At 32.8% G+C, this 15,981-nt stretch carries 15 protein-coding genes; 2 read left to right on the top strand and 13 right to left on the bottom strand.

Going from position 1 to position 15,981, the window contains the following annotated elements; all coding sequences use genetic code 11:
• Positions 1–460: 460 nt before the first annotated feature.
• The 3 genes from bsdtb5_RS13880 to rpsO all read right to left on the bottom strand — a co-directional run bounded on the left by bsdtb5_RS13880 (position 461) and on the right by rpsO (position 3,730).
• Positions 461–1,834, bottom strand: coding sequence for a PQQ-dependent sugar dehydrogenase (locus tag bsdtb5_RS13880; RefSeq protein WP_271712575.1), 1,374 nt, complete (start codon positions 1,832–1,834; stop codon positions 461–463).
• Between the two features lie 140 nt (positions 1,835–1,974).
• Positions 1,975–3,372 (bottom strand): MATE family efflux transporter, encoded by a 1,398-nt coding sequence (locus tag bsdtb5_RS13885; protein WP_271712576.1) that lies wholly within the window; start codon positions 3,370–3,372, stop codon positions 1,975–1,977.
• A gap of 91 nt (positions 3,373–3,463) precedes the next feature.
• Entirely contained in the window at positions 3,464–3,730 is a 267-nt protein-coding gene (rpsO, locus tag bsdtb5_RS13890) for a 30S ribosomal protein S15 (RefSeq protein WP_271712577.1), read from the bottom strand.
• A 305-nt stretch (positions 3,731–4,035) separates the two neighbouring features.
• On the opposite strand from rpsO, the gene bsdtb5_RS13895 reads away from it, so the two are divergent.
• Positions 4,036–4,950, top strand: coding sequence for a DMT family transporter (locus bsdtb5_RS13895; protein ID WP_271712578.1), 915 nt, complete (start codon positions 4,036–4,038; stop codon positions 4,948–4,950).
• 51 nt (positions 4,951–5,001) lie between these two features.
• Here the strand turns inward: bsdtb5_RS13895 and bsdtb5_RS13900 are convergent, their stop codons facing one another.
• The gene (locus bsdtb5_RS13900) at positions 5,002–5,679 is read right to left on the bottom strand and encodes a hypothetical protein (RefSeq protein ID WP_271712579.1); all 678 of its coding nucleotides are present in this window, start codon (positions 5,677–5,679) and stop codon (positions 5,002–5,004) included.
• Between the two features lie 174 nt (positions 5,680–5,853).
• Between bsdtb5_RS13900 and pdxR the strand changes: the two genes are divergently transcribed.
• Positions 5,854–7,293, top strand: coding sequence for a MocR-like pyridoxine biosynthesis transcription factor PdxR (gene pdxR / locus bsdtb5_RS13905; RefSeq protein ID WP_271712580.1), 1,440 nt, complete (start codon positions 5,854–5,856; stop codon positions 7,291–7,293).
• A gap of 54 nt (positions 7,294–7,347) precedes the next feature.
• Here the strand turns inward: pdxR and bsdtb5_RS13910 are convergent, their stop codons facing one another.
• From bsdtb5_RS13910 to rimP, 9 genes are all read right to left on the bottom strand, one after another.
• Complete coding sequence (locus bsdtb5_RS13910) at positions 7,348–8,274, bottom strand: bifunctional riboflavin kinase/FAD synthetase (RefSeq protein ID WP_271712581.1); 927 nt, start codon at positions 8,272–8,274, stop codon at positions 7,348–7,350.
• A 30-nt stretch (positions 8,275–8,304) separates the two neighbouring features.
• Entirely contained in the window at positions 8,305–9,207 is a 903-nt protein-coding gene (gene truB, locus bsdtb5_RS13915) for a tRNA pseudouridine(55) synthase TruB (protein WP_271712582.1), read from the bottom strand.
• Positions 9,208–9,246: 39 nt separating this feature from the next.
• The gene (locus bsdtb5_RS13920) at positions 9,247–10,215 is read right to left on the bottom strand and encodes a DHH family phosphoesterase (RefSeq protein ID WP_271712583.1); all 969 of its coding nucleotides are present in this window, start codon (positions 10,213–10,215) and stop codon (positions 9,247–9,249) included.
• An 82-nt stretch (positions 10,216–10,297) separates the two neighbouring features.
• Positions 10,298–10,723 (bottom strand): 30S ribosome-binding factor RbfA, encoded by a 426-nt coding sequence (gene rbfA / locus bsdtb5_RS13925; protein WP_271712584.1) that lies wholly within the window; start codon positions 10,721–10,723, stop codon positions 10,298–10,300.
• Positions 10,724–10,945: 222 nt separating this feature from the next.
• Positions 10,946–13,639 (bottom strand): translation initiation factor IF-2, encoded by a 2,694-nt coding sequence (gene infB, locus bsdtb5_RS13930; RefSeq protein ID WP_271712585.1) that lies wholly within the window; start codon positions 13,637–13,639, stop codon positions 10,946–10,948.
• Between the two features lie 53 nt (positions 13,640–13,692).
• Entirely contained in the window at positions 13,693–14,007 is a 315-nt protein-coding gene (locus bsdtb5_RS13935) for a L7Ae/L30e/S12e/Gadd45 family ribosomal protein (RefSeq protein ID WP_271712586.1), read from the bottom strand.
• Positions 13,994–14,269, bottom strand: coding sequence for an RNase P modulator RnpM (rnpM, locus tag bsdtb5_RS13940; protein WP_271712587.1), 276 nt, complete (start codon positions 14,267–14,269; stop codon positions 13,994–13,996). The genes bsdtb5_RS13935 and rnpM overlap by 14 nt, the downstream gene beginning before the upstream one ends.
• Before the next feature lie 51 nt (positions 14,270–14,320).
• Positions 14,321–15,358, bottom strand: coding sequence for a transcription termination factor NusA (gene nusA / locus bsdtb5_RS13945; RefSeq protein WP_271712588.1), 1,038 nt, complete (start codon positions 15,356–15,358; stop codon positions 14,321–14,323).
• 57 nt (positions 15,359–15,415) lie between these two features.
• Positions 15,416–15,883, bottom strand: a complete 468-nt coding sequence (rimP, locus tag bsdtb5_RS13950; protein WP_271712589.1) for a ribosome maturation factor RimP — start codon at positions 15,881–15,883, stop codon at positions 15,416–15,418.
• Between the last annotated feature and the right edge of the window lie 98 nt (positions 15,884–15,981).

Below are 15,981 nucleotides of genomic sequence, written 5' to 3' on the forward strand. Positions count from 1 at the left end.
TTCTTCATTCTATTCTTCATATTAATGAAGGTTTTGTGAAATACTCTTATTCTAATTTACTTGCCAACTTTATAATGACTTATAATTAGAAAAATGAATATTTGGTCTCATATTATTGATACAAGTCCGTTCACACTATCTTAACTATTATACCACTTTAAAGCAAATTATACCACTTCTTTTTTTATAGGATCATTAAGTTCGAAGAAAACATAATTTATTTGTACAATAATATAAAATATACTAATTCATAACTTTATTTATCTAATGCAATTCAAATCTTGTAATTTAAAACCTATTAGCAAGCCTATATATAAGTATAACTCATCTATTAAATTTCATACTCAAACTCTCCAGTTAAAAGTTCATTGAATAACACACTTATTTGATGTTAGAATCTGGTTTTTGTCGCAAGATAAAAGGCAACCCTCAACAGATTGCCTACTAAATATATCTATACTTACATATTATCACGAAGAATTCTCCAGATTACTCCTGTGTTAGGTACAAAGGTATCTGGATTATCAGTAACGTTCATACCCATATCCAATATATACATAATACTATCTGGTCCAAACGTAAGATATGAAGGCCGTTCAAAACCACCTTCTTTGGAAATAGAAGATGGAAAACCTGATTTGTTTATCGCGAAGGTACTTACGGTTCTTGCTTTCATATCAATTCTAGATATTCTATGCCCAGCTCCAGCATAGGAAATCGGTTCACCAACTCTTGTGGAAGCTGTACTTCCATATTCCGCTATATATACATCTCCGTATGGACCAAAATCTTTATTATAGTTGAAATCAAATCCTCGGATATTAGAATTGTGTGGAAAAGAAACAAATGGCTTAGGTGGTACATTTGGCTGATTTTTAAGTAGGAGTTCTGGTTGTGGTCCATTACTTGGTTGAAATCTAGGCAATGTTACTGCATCACCACCAGAGTAATCTGGCCAACCATACCATAATCCATTCATTACATAATAAAAATCATCCGTTGCATTTTCTATCGGTCTACTTCCAACTGCACTGAATCCATTATTGGTAGCATATAATTGACCATTGTTATTAAATTTTAAAAATGATGGATCACGAAATCCCCATGCAACCTGCTCTATATTAGAACCATCCAAGTTTGCTCTTAACAAGCTACCAGATGCTTTTATATACATTTTTCTTGTTTCATATGGTAGATTCGATATTCCGTAAGGTGAAAATGCTCCTGTGAGCGCAGTATCATCTGAAATGCCCTCAGTAAGAATATTATCTGTCTCAAAATTTTGGCCATAAAGAATCACATAATCGCCAGGATAATCACAGAGTAATGGTGATGTTGTTACCCACGCATTATCGTTACCAACTACTCCAGAATTGGTGACCGTTCCTTGACCAAAATATAATTTACCATCTGACGAAAAGGTAACTGGACTATTATAATGATCTCCGTTACTAGGTAATCCCATTATAATATTCTGTCTTGTACCATCCTTAAATATTTTAGTAATAAATCCGCGGTGTGATACATAGATGGCCCCTTGATTATAGCTAATACCCGATATAGGAACGTTAAACCCATCTGCTATAACTTCAAAATGGTCATTAATTAACTTTAATACTCTAGGATTGCCCGCTACTAACCCTGACTCAGCAACGAACATCTCCTTATCATCATTATATGTCATACCGATTGGCGAATCCAAACCACTTGCAAATACCTCAATTCGATAACCTTGTTGTATATAAATATCGGATGGGTTTAAATATCTTGACGTATTTTTTTCATTTAGATTATTGGTAAAAAGCAATGGTCTCCCATACTTATCTATGAACATTTGATTCACCCAAAAAACTCACTTGGTTATATATATTCTATTATCCTTAATTTATTCTCTATCTATAACTATGCTCTCAAAATAAAGGACAATAGACAATACTAATACTATTACTCAAATAAATAAGACATAAAACTTCCTTACTGAGATTGTACTATATTTTTTAGCCATATCTTCTTTCTATAACGAATAATTCCTAAGAAAAATTTATATACTTCTTCTGTCATAACCATTCCATAAACAATGTATATTGGAAATTGAAAAACTAATCCCCCAAGTACTGCCATAGGAATACCAATAAGCCATACTCCGGTGCAATCTAAGAATAAAGCTGCTTTTGTATCGCCACCACTTCTTAATATTCCAACAATATTTACATAGTTAAACATCTTAAACGGCATAAATAATATAAAAGCAATAAAGCATTTACTTATAAATACAGCTACTGTGACATCAACATTGAAGATTGAAATGATAGGCCAGCGAATGATATAACACAAAATAGCTACAACGAATGTAAACACAAATTGTAGGAAAATAAAATTCTTCGCGTACCCTTCTGCTTTTTTAAGATGATTTGCTCCAAGTTCATTCCCCAAAATAACTGCTGTTGCCGCGCTAATACTTTGGAATACTACGACTAGCACTTGTTCTACAGTTTGTGTTATTGTAATTGCTGCAACTGCTTTTTCTCCCATTCTACCGTAGACTAAGGAATACATGGTAACTCCTAAGCCCCACATAAATTCATTTGCAATAACTGGTGTCACCGTACTAAAATAGTGTTTTACAAAAGCAATTGGTAGATCAACTAATTCTTTTATTTTTGCTGCAACAGGTCCCTTCCTACTATATACGATAATCAACAATGTTAAGCATTCTAATATTCTGGCAGTTAACGTTGCAGTTGCAGACCCTACTACTCCAAGCTCAGGTGCTCCAAACTTACCATAAATCAATATATAATTAAGCACTATATTAGTTACCATTGATACAACGCCTATCACTACTGGCGCTTTTACTTGATTTACCCCTCGAAGAGAGGAAACAAATGACTGTGTAATAGCAGTCAAGGGATAACTAAAGCATATTACGCATAAATAAGAAGCACCGATTCTTATAACATCTTTATCAGTAGAAAATATAGCCATTATTAATTCTGGACAAATCAATGCTGGAATTAAAAATAATATAGATGCACTTACTCCTAAAAGTAAAGCCATACCTAGTACTCTTCTAATATTTTTTGTGTCTCTTTTTCCAAAATACTGCGCTGTTAATACACCAGAACCACTTACTATTCCAAACAATAATAGTGCAAATACAAAATATACTTTATTTGCAAGACCTACCGCTGCTATGGAAGTTTCACCCAATCTACCAACCATTAATGTGTCAATAAGGTTTAACCCGTTATTCAGCAGTCCCTGCATTGCTACCGGAACGGTAATCGCTAATGATTTGCTTACAAAAGATTTGTCTTTTCTAATGTCACTAAATCGATTGATTTCTCGAAATCTATGTAATAACTTTATCATAATTATTCCTATTCTTTCTTTATTAATAAAAAAAGAGTGGATATAATCCACTCTTTCCAAAAGGCAATATTATCGTTCTTTTCTTGCCAAATTACTTTCTTAAACCTAAACGTTCAATTAATGTACGGTATCCTTCGATATTAGTTTTCTTTAAGTATTCAAGTAAACCTCTTCTTTGACCTACCATTTTAAGAAGACCTCTTCTTGAGTGATGATCTTTCTTATGAGTTTTTAAATGTTCTGTTAATTCAGTAATTCTTTCTGTTAAAAGTGCGATTTGTACTTCTGGAGATCCAGTATCCTCTGGTGTTCTTCCGTAAGCAGCAATAATTTCTTTTTTCTTGTCTTGATTAATCATGTTTAAATTCCTCCTTAATATAATACGCCAAATACCAAGAGACGGTCGGAGTTTCCTTGAATCTGAGTACTGGCTCTTTTCATGCTTTTCCATTATAGCATAGAGACCTTGACATGTAAACTCTTTTTTCGATTTTTACCATATAGGTCTTTTTATATATACAATAATGCTTGATATTTTTATATTATTACCTTAACTGCAAAATATATTCGTATAGGTTGACAAGATTATTCGTAAATGTTAAATATATTTATATCTTTCAACTATTATTTAATTTTTAATACATCACATAAGGAGTTACCATAATGGAAAATCGTAAATCAACACTTCAATATAGTCTCTTACTATTCGTAACAGCGATAATATGGGGCGGTGGTTTTATTGTAGTTAAAACCTCGTTAGATACTGTATCTACATTGTATCTTTTAGCTTTCCGTTTCACAATCGGAGCAATTGGTATGTCTATTATTTTTTTTAATAAATTAATTAAAATATCCAAATCTGATGTTATTTGTGGAATTATCTTAGGTTTTTTGATGTTTATTGCATTTACCTTTCAAATATATGCTTTAAATTATACTACCGTTGGTAAAAACGCTTTCCTTACTGCTGCCTATGTCGTACTAGTTCCTTTTTTTAGTTATCTTATTCGAAAGACAAGATTAAACTCTAGCAGTTACCTAGCCACTTTAATCTGTATGTTAGGAATTGGATTATTATCTCTTGACACTTCTTTTTCCATCAATATTGGTGATTTGCTTACTTTATTATGCGCAGCTTTTTATGCCTTACATATTGTCTTTTCGGATATATTTATGAATGAAAAACATCACGATCCCATCATTATGAATATCATGCAGCTTGGATTTGCAGCATGCTTTGCTTGGATTACAGCTCCTTTTTTTGAAACATTTCCTACAGAATTTAATGCCAATTTTATTACTGGTATATTATATCTTGGCATTGCTTGTACAATGTTAGCCTTTTTATTTCAAGCCATTGGTCAAAAAAATACCTCACCACATATAGCTGCTATAATTCTTTCTACGGAATCTGTTTTCGGATGCATATTCTCTGTTCTTCTGCTAAATGAGACAATGACCTTAAAAATGATATTGGGTTGTATCTTAATCTTCATTTCAATTATTCTGTCCGATATAGGTCTTGATTTTAAAAAAATAAGACTTAGAACTATTCTTTCCTTTAAAAACAGAAAATAATTTTTGCATTAAATAAGCTACCACTAAATCAAAGTGGTAGCCCTTTTTATTCTAATGACATTCTTTGTTCTTGCTAGTGTCTATCTTTACTTTAACTATTACCTCTACTCCATCTTCTTCAAAGCAAGCTTTGAATTCTTTTTCTCTTTCATGTCCTCTATGCTTTCTACATCCCGATTTTCTATTTGAATTAGATACCTCTACATCTATTGCGACATCGATTTTATCCTCTTTTGGAGGCTCTGGCCTTTTGCAAGGTGATTCTGGCTTTTCACATGGTGGTTCTGGCTTTTTACATGGTGGTTCTGGCTTTTTACATGGTGGCTCTGGTTTTTTACATGGTGGTTCTGGCTTTTTACATGGTGGCTCTGGTTTCTCACATGGTGGCTCTGGTTTCTTACATGGTGGCTCTGGCTTTTTACATGGTGGTTCTGGCCTTGACCATGACTCTTCTGGTCTTGACCATGACTCTTCTGGCTTTGACCATGACTGCTCTGGTCTTGACCATGACTGCTCTGGTCTTGACCATGGCTCTTCTGGTCTTGACCATGACTGCTCTGGTTTTGACCATGACTCTTCTGGTCTTGACCATGACTGCTCCGATTTTGACCATGGCTCTTCTGGTCTTGACCATGATGGTTCTGGTTTTGACCAATTTGAGTAACTCTCTTTTCTATCGTACATATCTTCACTCTTGGAGTATCTATTTCCACTATAATTCGTCCACATAGAAAATACCTCCTAATTATTTTAATCTTACATTATATTATATGATTTTTTTCCCTTTTTGTGACATTTTTCACCTTGTTTCATCAAGCTTTGCAGTTATTTAGATTTCCTATTCTAGACTCTTATTTTTAATAATGTTATAATAAACTTAAATTTTCTGTGAAGGAGTATATTATGTTAACGATACATCTAGACTCAACTTCTGCAACACCACTTTATGAACAGATTTATCAATATATAAAGCTTGAGATTATTAACGGTTCTCTTAACTTTCATACAAAGTTACCATCAACAAGAGGCCTTGCAACACATTTATCCGTTAGTCGCAATACCATCGATATGGCATATGGCCAATTGTTATCCGAAGGTTATATTGAATCCATTGAAAAAAGAGGCTATTACGTGAGTCAGATTAGTAATATGACTCACATAACAACCACAAAAGATCGAAATAACAACGTTATTAAAAACATTATGGATGATTCAAAGAAGGAAAATATATACACTTCCTATCTTTATAATTTTTCACCCTTTACTATCGATTTAGAGAGCTTTCCATATAACACTTGGAGAAAATTGTCTAAGAATTGTTTAAATGACAACAATAGAGATTTGTTCTTATTAGGAATGAATCAGGGTGATGATAACCTTCGTTCCTCCATAACGAAATATCTGCATCAATCTCGCGGTGTAAATTGTAATAAAGAACAGATTATTATCGGTGCTGGAGTAGATTATCTATTACAATTATTGGCTCAATTAATCCCAACAAAGACTCAAATTGCAATGGAAAACCCCACTTACAAAAGGGCTTACAAAATATTTACTGGACTGAATTATTCTGTAGCTCCAATATCACTAGATTCTAGTGGAATCTCTATGGAAGAACTAAAAGATTCAGATGCAAATATCGTATATGTAACTCCCTCTCATCAATATCCCCTTGGAGTTGTAATGCCTATTAATCGCAGACTTGAGTTATTAAATTGGTCAAATGAATATCCTAATCGTTATATCATTGAGGATGATCATGATAGTGAATTTCGCTATATTGGAAAGCCAATCCCCTCTCTTCAAGGAATGGATTCCAATGAAAATGTCATCTATATAGGTACCTTTTCAAGAGCAATTGCACCAGCAATTCGTATTGGTTATATGGTATTGCCCCATCCACTTTTAGAATTATATAAAGAAAAATTAACACATTATTCTTGTACCGTATCACGAGTTGATCAATCAATTCTTACAGGATTTATTGAAGGTGGTTATTTCGAACGCCATTTAAATAAGATGAGAAAAGTCTACAAAGCGAAGCATGATACCTTAATGAATGCTCTAAAGATATTCGAAGGCTCTATTAAAATACATGGCGAAAATGCAGGTCTCCATCTAATTATACAATTTTTCATTCCTATCTCGGAAAGTCAATTAATTGATATGGCTAAGGAAAACAAGATTAAATTGTACGGATTGAGTGAGCATTATATAACCCCACCAAAAGATGCACCTCCTACCATCTTGCTTGGATATGCCAATTTATCGGAAACAGAAATTGAAAAAGGAGTAGAACTTCTATATCATTCCTTGAAATCTATGGTTGAAAAGAAAATATAAAAAAATAAGAGAATGTTAGCATAAGCACATTCTCTTATTTTTTTATATCATTCATCAATTTTGATAATCTCGGAAATAATCTTTTGCAAATACGATGTCCTTCTCCATTTGAGCTTTTAATTCATCTATAGATTGAAATTTTGTCTCTCCACGTTCTAATCGGTATAGTTCAACCTCAATTATTTTACCATATACGTCTTCATTAAAATCAAACATATGCGTTTCAACTCCAACTCTAGGATCTGCTCCAACGGTTGGCTTGTATCCGATATTAGTAACACCTTCATAGGATTTTCCATCTATAATTGTTTTTGAAGCATATACTCCATTCGGAGGTAGTAATTTATCTTCTTCTGGAATCAAATTCGTGGTTGGAATTCCTAACGTTCTTCCTAATTTTCTACCATGAAGAACTTCGCCTATAATGGAGTACGGTCTTCCTAATAATTCATGGACTGTTTCCATATTTCCTTTTTTGATTTCTTCCCGTATTGAGGTGCTTCCAATGACTTGATTATGGCTCTCTATTTTATCAAATACGATTAATTCATAATTATATTGTTCTGAAAGCTTTTCAAGTAACTCTATATTTCCTTTTCTTTCATATCCAAAATGGTAATCTGAACCAACCACGATCACCTTTGCATCCATCTTATCAATCAGTACCTCTTTAATAAATTGTTCCGCTTCCATAGAAGCAGTTTCCTTGGTAAATGGGTATGATATCATAACATCTAAACCACTTTTTTCTAATTGATGTCGTTTTTCCATTTCTGTATAAATTAATCCAATCTCTTTATTCGTAAATAAATTGGATGGATGATACGAAAAGGTAAACATTACACTCTGATACCCTTTACCTGCTAGTTCAATAATTTTATGAATTAAAATCTGATGCCCCTTATGTAAACCATCAAACTTACCTAAGGTAACTGCACTATTATGAAGTTTAAAATCTGTAGTACCAGAAATAAATTTCATCCCTATCGTCTCCTAAATCTTTAGTAAGGACTATAAAAACATTTTTCTCGGTTTGAATAGTTCCTCTTCTAGCTGATATTCATAAATTCCAATAAATTGCCCCAAACTATCATAAACACGAACATATTCCGTATGAATTCCATCCTCTTTCTCTATGATATTTGAGATATGAAATGCATTTCCATTATATATTAACTTATTAAACTTTTCGTCTACAATTACCGCTTCATATTCAGTAAACATATCATCTATTGCAGTAATATGTTTCTCAATATTCTCCGCTTTAACTAATGCTTCAATCTCTTCAAGTTTAAAGCTATCTTCGATTACAAATCGACTTACCTTCGTGCGTACCAAGCTCTTCATGCAACCGCCACAAGAAAGCACTTCTCCAATATCTCTACACAAAGACCGTATATAAGTACCTTTTGAACAAGATACTGTCATACGTATTTCCTTCGTATCATAATTAACATCAAGGATATCGATACTATGTATCCATACTTTTCTTGGTTTTCTCTCAATTACCTTTCCTTCTCTTGCAAGTTCATATAATTTCTTACCATTTACTTTTAACGCAGAGTACATAGGTGGTATTTGATCATATTCTCCAATAAATTGCATTATTGCAGTTATAATTTCTTCCTTGGAAGCTGTTACTTCTTTAGATTCCAGAACAGTTCCAGTCATATCTTCTGTATCTGTTGTTGTACCTAATAATAGAACTGCTTCATAAGTCTTATCCTTATCCGTCAACATATCACATAATTTGGTAGCTTTTCCGAGGCAAACAGGTAACACGCCGGTAGCGTCTGGATCTAAAGTACCGGTATGTCCTATTTTCTTTTGTTTCAATATTCCTCTAAGTTTTGCTACAACATCGTGGGATGTATATCCTTTTTCCTTATAAACATTAATAATTCCGTTAAACACGTTTGCTCCCATCTACCAATATGGTGGTATATCTTCTTACTAATTTGTTACTTCAAGGTTGTTAAGTTGTGCTTCTATATGCCTTGTTACATTATTAATCACATCATGTAATGATCCTTTCATCGAAAAACCAGCTGCCTTAATATGACCTCCGCCTCCAAAAAAACTTGCAATCTTACTAACATTTACGATTTCATTCGAGCGCATACTTACCTTATATTCACGAAAATCTAACTCATGAATAAAAACAGCAACCTGAATCCCTTTTGTAACTCTCAATTGATCAATAATGCCGTCTAGGTCCTTTGTTGTTGCATTATAGAATTCCAAATCTCTTCTAGAAACTGATGTTATAATACAACGTTTATCAAGTACTAAAAAGCTTTCTAACAAACATCGTCCCAGTAATTGATTCTGAATATATGTCTTTTGATAAAAACTTTCATCTATTATTTTAGAAAAATTAATTCCTTTACAAATCAATTTTCCAGCAATATTCATAGTTTTTTCTGTTGTATTTGAATGTTTAAATACTCCAGTATCATAAATAATACCAGTATATAATGCTTCTGCTATACTTTTATTAATCTTCTCTTCTCTCATAAGTCCAAAAAGAATCTCACAAGTTGAACTAGCATCTGGTACTATATGATTGACATCGGCAAACGCTTGATTACTAATGTGATGATCGATACATATTGTCTTCTTTGCTTTCGTAAAGTATTTATCCGCTTTTCCAATTCTATCTATAGATCCACAGTCTAACGTGATAAAAACATCATATTCTTCCTCTTTTTGATAATCATGATTTATCTCATTCATTCCCTCTAACATGTTATAGTTATCTGGTATATATTCTAAATATACGTCCACTATGGAATCATTTGTATTATTTTTTATATATTGATATAAAGAAAGGCAAGAACCAATACAATCACCATCTGGTCTAATATGTCCTGTTATTCCAATCTTCTTCGCATGCTCCAACTCTAATAAAATGTCATCCATCATACCACTCCTATCTGTTTAGTCAAGACATTGAATAAGTAACGCTTCCCCCTTAATATCATCTAATGGAAATATTTATAATTTAATTATCATCTGAGTCGTCATCGTCATCCAACTCATCCATATCATCATCAATCTCATCATTATCCGAACTATTATTCTTATTTACATCACTAATTAGCTTTGACATACTAACACCATACTCTATGGATTGGTCCATAATGAAATTAAGTTCTGGTGTATTTCTAAGATTTAATGATTTTGCAAGTAAACTACGAATATATGGCGCAGCGCTTCTTAAACCTTGAACTGTACTAGCTTGTGATTCAACATCACCATAAACACTGATATATACTTTAGCATGTTTTAAATCTGGAGCTACTTCTACCGCTACCACAGAAGTCATAGGATTAATTCTTGGATCTTTGATTTCTCTGGATATTATTTTACTTAATTCCCTTTGTACTTCCCCATTAATTCTAGTATTTTTGATACTGTTTTTTCTCATAAACGAATACCTCTCTTATTTTTTCTTCATTGCATTATTAATCTAGTATTAAATTATGCTCTTATCTTTTGATTCAATACATTTTCTACAAAAGAATAAAGCAGTAGAGCGTACGCAATGCGAAACGCTCTACTATCAAGTATGATAGATTTATAACAACCTATTTTCTATTTATCTTATACTTACTCTTAAATTAAAAGCAAGTTTCTCACCACATATGAACTATCTTGGAATCTCAACCATAGTATAGACTTCTACTTGATCGCCTTCTTTAATATCGTTGTATTTCTCGAATACAAGACCACATTCATATCCTGTATTTACTTCTTTTACATCATCTTTAAATCTCTTAAGAGAAGCTAAAGGTCCTTCGAAGATAACAACACCTTCTCTGACGATTCTTGCATCTGATCCTCTTACAATCTTACCATCTAATACATAAGAACCTGCAATAGTTCCAAGACCAGAAGCTTTAAATACTTGACGTACTTCTGCGTGACCTAATACTTTCTCTTCAAATGTAGGATCTAACATTCCCTTCATGGCAGCTTCAATATCTTCAATAGCATTGTAGATTACTCGATATAATCTTAAATCAACTTTTTCTCTATCTGCAATATCTTTTGCTGTATTATCAGGACGAACATTAAATCCAATTATAATTGCATTGGAAGCACTTGCTAATGTAACATCAGATTCATTAATTGCACCTACACCACCATGGATGATACGAATTGCAACTTCTTCATTACTTAATTTTAATAAGCTTTGTTTTACTGCTTCAACAGAACCTTGAACATCAGCTTTTACAATAAGGTTTAGTTCTTTAATATTTCCAGCTTGAATCTGTGAGAATAAACCATCAAGTGATAATTTTGCTTTTGTATCATCAAGAAGCTTTTCTCTGCCTTGTGTAATAAATGCTTCTGCAATAGAACGTGCTTCTTTATCATTATCAGTTGCCATAAAGATTTCACCAGCACCTGGAACTTCATTAAGACCAAGAATCTCAACTGGAGTAGATGGTCCAGCTTCTTTTACACGTCTACCCTTATCATCCATCATTGCTCTAACTTTACCATATGCTGAACCAATTGCAATTGAATCACCAACATGAAGGGTACCCTTTTGTACTAATATTGTAGCAACTGGACCTCTACCTTTATCAAGCTCTGCTTCAATTACAATACCTCTTCCCTTACGGTTTGGATTTGCTTTTAATTCACATACTTCTGCAGTAAGAGTAATCATCTCAAGAAGTTGATCAAGACCTTCTTTGGTATGAGCAGAAACAGGAACAAATATTGTACTACCGCCCCAATCTTCAGCGATCAATTCGTATTCTGTTAATTCTTGTTTTACTCTTTCAATATTCGCACTTGGTTTATCAATCTTATTAACAGCAACGATGATTTCAATACCTGCTGCTTTTGCATGGCTGATTGCTTCCACTGTCTGAGGCATTACACCATCATCAGCTGCTACAACTAAAATAGCGATATCTGTTGATTTTGCTCCACGCATTCTCATTGAGGTAAACGCTTCATGTCCTGGTGTATCTAAGAAAGTAATCTTTTCACCATTTATATCAACAACATAAGCACCGATGTGTTGTGTAATACCACCCGCTTCTTTTGCTGTTACATGAGTTTCTCTAATTGCATCAAGAAGAGATGTCTTACCATGGTCAACGTGACCCATAACACATACAACTGGAGGTCTCTTTACTAATGTAGATTCGTCCTCTTCTTCTTCTTTTAACAATTCTTCTACAATATTAACCTTTTCCTCTAATTCAGCAATAATCTCATATTCTAAAGCAATTTCTTCTGCTTCTTCAAAAGTAATCTCTTGATTAATATTAACCACTTTACCTTGTAAAAATAACTTTTTAACCAAAGAAGCAGCTGGCATTTTCATTTTGTCTGCTAATTCCTTAATTGTTAAAGAATCTGGTATAATAATTGTCTTGATTGTTTCTTCCTTTGCTTCTTGAACTTGAATTGGTGCTGGTTTGATAAATCTACCGCTTTGATTAGCATTGGAATTATTTCTATTATTGTTGTTATTGTTATTGTTATTGTTGTTGTTTCGGTTATTATTGTTACGGTTTGAATTAAAATTATTATTTCTATTATTGTTGTTATTATTGTTATTGTTGTTTCGGCTATTATTGTTATTTGAGCTATTATTTGAATTGCTATTATATCCACCATTATTAGCATTTCTATTGTTTGAATTACTATTTGAGTTATTATTTCTGTAATTATTGTTACTACTGTTATTACTTGGTCTATTATTGTTATTACTATTATTGTTATTGCTATTATTGTTATTATTTGGTCTATTATTGTTGTTGCTATTGCTGGTATTGTTGTTATTCGGTCTATTATTATTGTTATTTGATTGTTGATTATTCTGTCTATTATTCATATTATTTGTTCTATTACCCGCGTCACCATTCGTATTATTTGGTCTATTTCCGTGATTTGTATGTTCATTTGTATATCTAGGCTTGTTATGATTCTGGTCAGAATGGTGTTGCTCTTTATTATCCTGGTTAGAATGATTCATAACTTGCTTATTATCTTTATGGTTATTTGTTTGTTGATTATTGTGATTATTATTTGAATTATTAAAATTGTTAGCAGATTCTGTTTTCTTCTCTGTCACTTGATGATTTAAAACTTTTTGTCCCGAACTTGTTTTCTGTTCAGTAGGTTTTTCTGTATTTTCCTTACTGTTCTTCGAATCACTACTACTTGCAAAATGCTCTTTTACTAATGCAATATTTGATTCGTCAACCGTGCTCATATGATTATGAACATCAATGCCTTTCTGTTGTAAAAAATTAACGATATCCTTGCTTTGCTTATCTATCTGTTTTGCCAATTCATGTATTCTCATCTTTGACATACTTCTTACCTCCGCTATTCATTGACGTACAATATAAAGTGTTTAAACACTATCTATTCTACTTTTGTGTCCAGTTTCTTTATAATCGCGTCGGCAAAGCCCTTATCAATGACTGCTAAAGATGCTCTAATCTCTTTACCCATTGCATGACCTAACTCCGTCTTTAATTCATAAAAGCAGATTGGTACATTATAAAACGTACACATGTTAGTAAACATCTTTTTCGTATTATCTGATGCATCTAGTGCAACAATAACAAGACTAGCTTTACCTTCCTTTACTGCCTTTTCTGTTGAAAATTCACCGCTCGCGATATTTCCTGCCTTAGTGGCTAACCCAATTAGGGATAATACTTTATCTTGCTTCAAGTTTCTCTAGCTCCTCTTTTAACTCTTCGTACACCTCGGCTGGAATATTTACTTTAAGAGAACGTTCAAGTCCACGATTCTTAATTGCTTTATTTAAACAGTCCGAAGATGCGCATATGTATGCACCTCTGCCATTCTTCTTGCCTGTGGTATCCATTACAATTTCATCTTCTGGAGTTTTAATCACTCGAATCATTTCTTTTTTGCTTTTCATCTCTCCACAACCAGTGCACTGTCTTAAAGGTATTTTTTTGACACTCATTTAAGCTCCCTTCTGTCGCTTTCAGCGACATATAAATAATAAAAAGGGCAATTATTCTGTTACTTGTGATTCACTTTTAATATCGATTTTATACCCTGTTAAACGTGCTGCTAATCTAGCATTTTGGCCTTCTTTACCAATTGCTAAAGATAATTGATAATCAGGAACTACTACTTTTGCACTTTTTTCTTCTACGTTAACATCTACAGATACTACCTTTGCTGGGCTAAGTGCATTTTCAATTAATATAGCTGGATCATCGTTCCAGTTAATGATATCAATCTTCTCGCCTCTAAGTTCATTTACAATAGCATTTACTCTTGCGCCGTTAAGACCTACACAAGCTCCTACTGGATCTACATCTGGATTATTCGTATACACAGCCATCTTTGTTCTAGAACCAGCTTCTCTCGAGATACTCTTAATCTCAACTGTACCATCTTTTACTTCTGTTACTTCTGCTTCAAAGAGTCTCTTTACAAGTTCAGGATGAGTTCTTGATACTGTAATTTTTGGACCTTTTGTTGTGTCTTTTACTTCAAGTAAATAAAGTTTAATACGATCCGTAGGTTTGAAACGTTCTCCCTTTACTTGTTCATTTTCGGTAAGAACCGCATCAACTTTTCCCAAATTTATACTTACATTATTGCCAACATAACGTTGTACAATACCAGTTACTACATCTTTTTCTCTCTCATAATATTGATTAAATAAGACTTTTCTTTCTTCTTCACGAATTTTTTGAACTACTACTTGTTTTGCTTTTTGAGCTGCAATACGTCCAAAGTTCTTTGGTGTAACTTCAATATTAACGATATCACCTATATCATTTCTAGGATATTTTAAAACTGCTTCTGCTAAAGCAATCTCTGTTACAGAATCTTCAACTTTTTCTACAATAACTCTTTCTTGAAATACCGCAACTTCACCAGTTGATCTGTTAATATTTACTTTAATATTATCCGCTTTACCAAAATGATTCTTGCAAGCTGCTACTAGTGAATTTTCAATTGCTTCAAGTAAAATATCTTTGCTTATACTTTTTTCCTTTTCAATTTGATTAAGTGCTTCAATTAATTCTGAATTCATTTTGATTTATCCTCCTATTTTAAACCACAACGGCTTTCCAAAGCTTAATAAACTAGCCTAAAAGTCAAAAGTTAACCTAACCATCGCAATATCAACTTTTGCTATTTCCATCTTTTCATTATTATCCAATACAATTGTTATGGACTCTTCATTAAAACTATCTAAAATTCCAATAAACTCTTTTTGTTTATTCAATGCTTTATAAAGCTTAACTTCAACTTCTTCACCAATGCATCTACTAAAATGCTTATCTTTCTTAAGTTGTCTTCCAAGTCCTGGTGAACTCACTTCTAAAATATAGGCATCCTCGATAAATTCATTCTTATCTAGTAGCTCACTAAACGCTCTACTTACAAGTTCACAATCATCGATATTAATTCCGTTCTCTTTATCGATGTATGCTCTCAAATACCAGTTTGAACCCTCTTTTACATATTCCATATCATATAGTTCAAAATTGTTTTCTTTTATAATTGGCTCTATTAGCTTTTCCGCTCTTGCTTCATAATCTTCTCTTTTCGCCATCTAATCCCTCTTTTCTACCCATCATACCTATTATAATGTTTATATATATCTTCTAATAAATTCTGCCTTTTTATATAATTATATGCATGTCTCCAAGC

The sequence above is a fragment of the Anaeromicropila herbilytica genome, from assembly GCF_016591975.1.
Lineage (GTDB): Bacteria > Bacillota > Clostridia > Lachnospirales > Lachnospiraceae > Anaeromicropila > Anaeromicropila herbilytica.

What these genes read in the sequence shown, in the direction of transcription:
- bsdtb5_RS13885 (WP_271712576.1), bottom strand. Translation starts at nt 3,372, where the DNA reads ATGATAAAGTTATTACATAGATTTCGAGAAATCAATCGATTTAGTGAC.
- bsdtb5_RS13910 (WP_271712581.1), bottom strand. Translation starts at nt 8,274, where the DNA reads ATGAAATTTATTTCTGGTACTACAGATTTTAAACTTCATAATAGTGCA.
- bsdtb5_RS13895 (WP_271712578.1), top strand. Translation starts at nt 4,036, where the DNA reads ATGGAAAATCGTAAATCAACACTTCAATATAGTCTCTTACTATTCGTA.
- bsdtb5_RS13900 (WP_271712579.1), bottom strand. Translation starts at nt 5,679, where the DNA reads ATGTGGACGAATTATAGTGGAAATAGATACTCCAAGAGTGAAGATATG.
- bsdtb5_RS13880 (WP_271712575.1), bottom strand. Translation starts at nt 1,834, where the DNA reads ATGTTCATAGATAAGTATGGGAGACCATTGCTTTTTACCAATAATCTA.
- infB (WP_271712585.1), bottom strand. Translation starts at nt 13,639, where the DNA reads ATGTCAAAGATGAGAATACATGAATTGGCAAAACAGATAGATAAGCAA.
- rnpM (WP_271712587.1), bottom strand. Translation starts at nt 14,269, where the DNA reads ATGAGTGTCAAAAAAATACCTTTAAGACAGTGCACTGGTTGTGGAGAG.
- rimP (WP_271712589.1), bottom strand. Translation starts at nt 15,883, where the DNA reads ATGGCGAAAAGAGAAGATTATGAAGCAAGAGCGGAAAAGCTAATAGAG.
- nusA (WP_271712588.1), bottom strand. Translation starts at nt 15,358, where the DNA reads ATGAATTCAGAATTAATTGAAGCACTTAATCAAATTGAAAAGGAAAAA.
- rpsO (WP_271712577.1), bottom strand. Translation starts at nt 3,730, where the DNA reads ATGATTAATCAAGACAAGAAAAAAGAAATTATTGCTGCTTACGGAAGA.
- rbfA (WP_271712584.1), bottom strand. Translation starts at nt 10,723, where the DNA reads ATGAGAAAAAACAGTATCAAAAATACTAGAATTAATGGGGAAGTACAA.
- pdxR (WP_271712580.1), top strand. Translation starts at nt 5,854, where the DNA reads ATGTTAACGATACATCTAGACTCAACTTCTGCAACACCACTTTATGAA.
- bsdtb5_RS13920 (WP_271712583.1), bottom strand. Translation starts at nt 10,215, where the DNA reads ATGGATGACATTTTATTAGAGTTGGAGCATGCGAAGAAGATTGGAATA.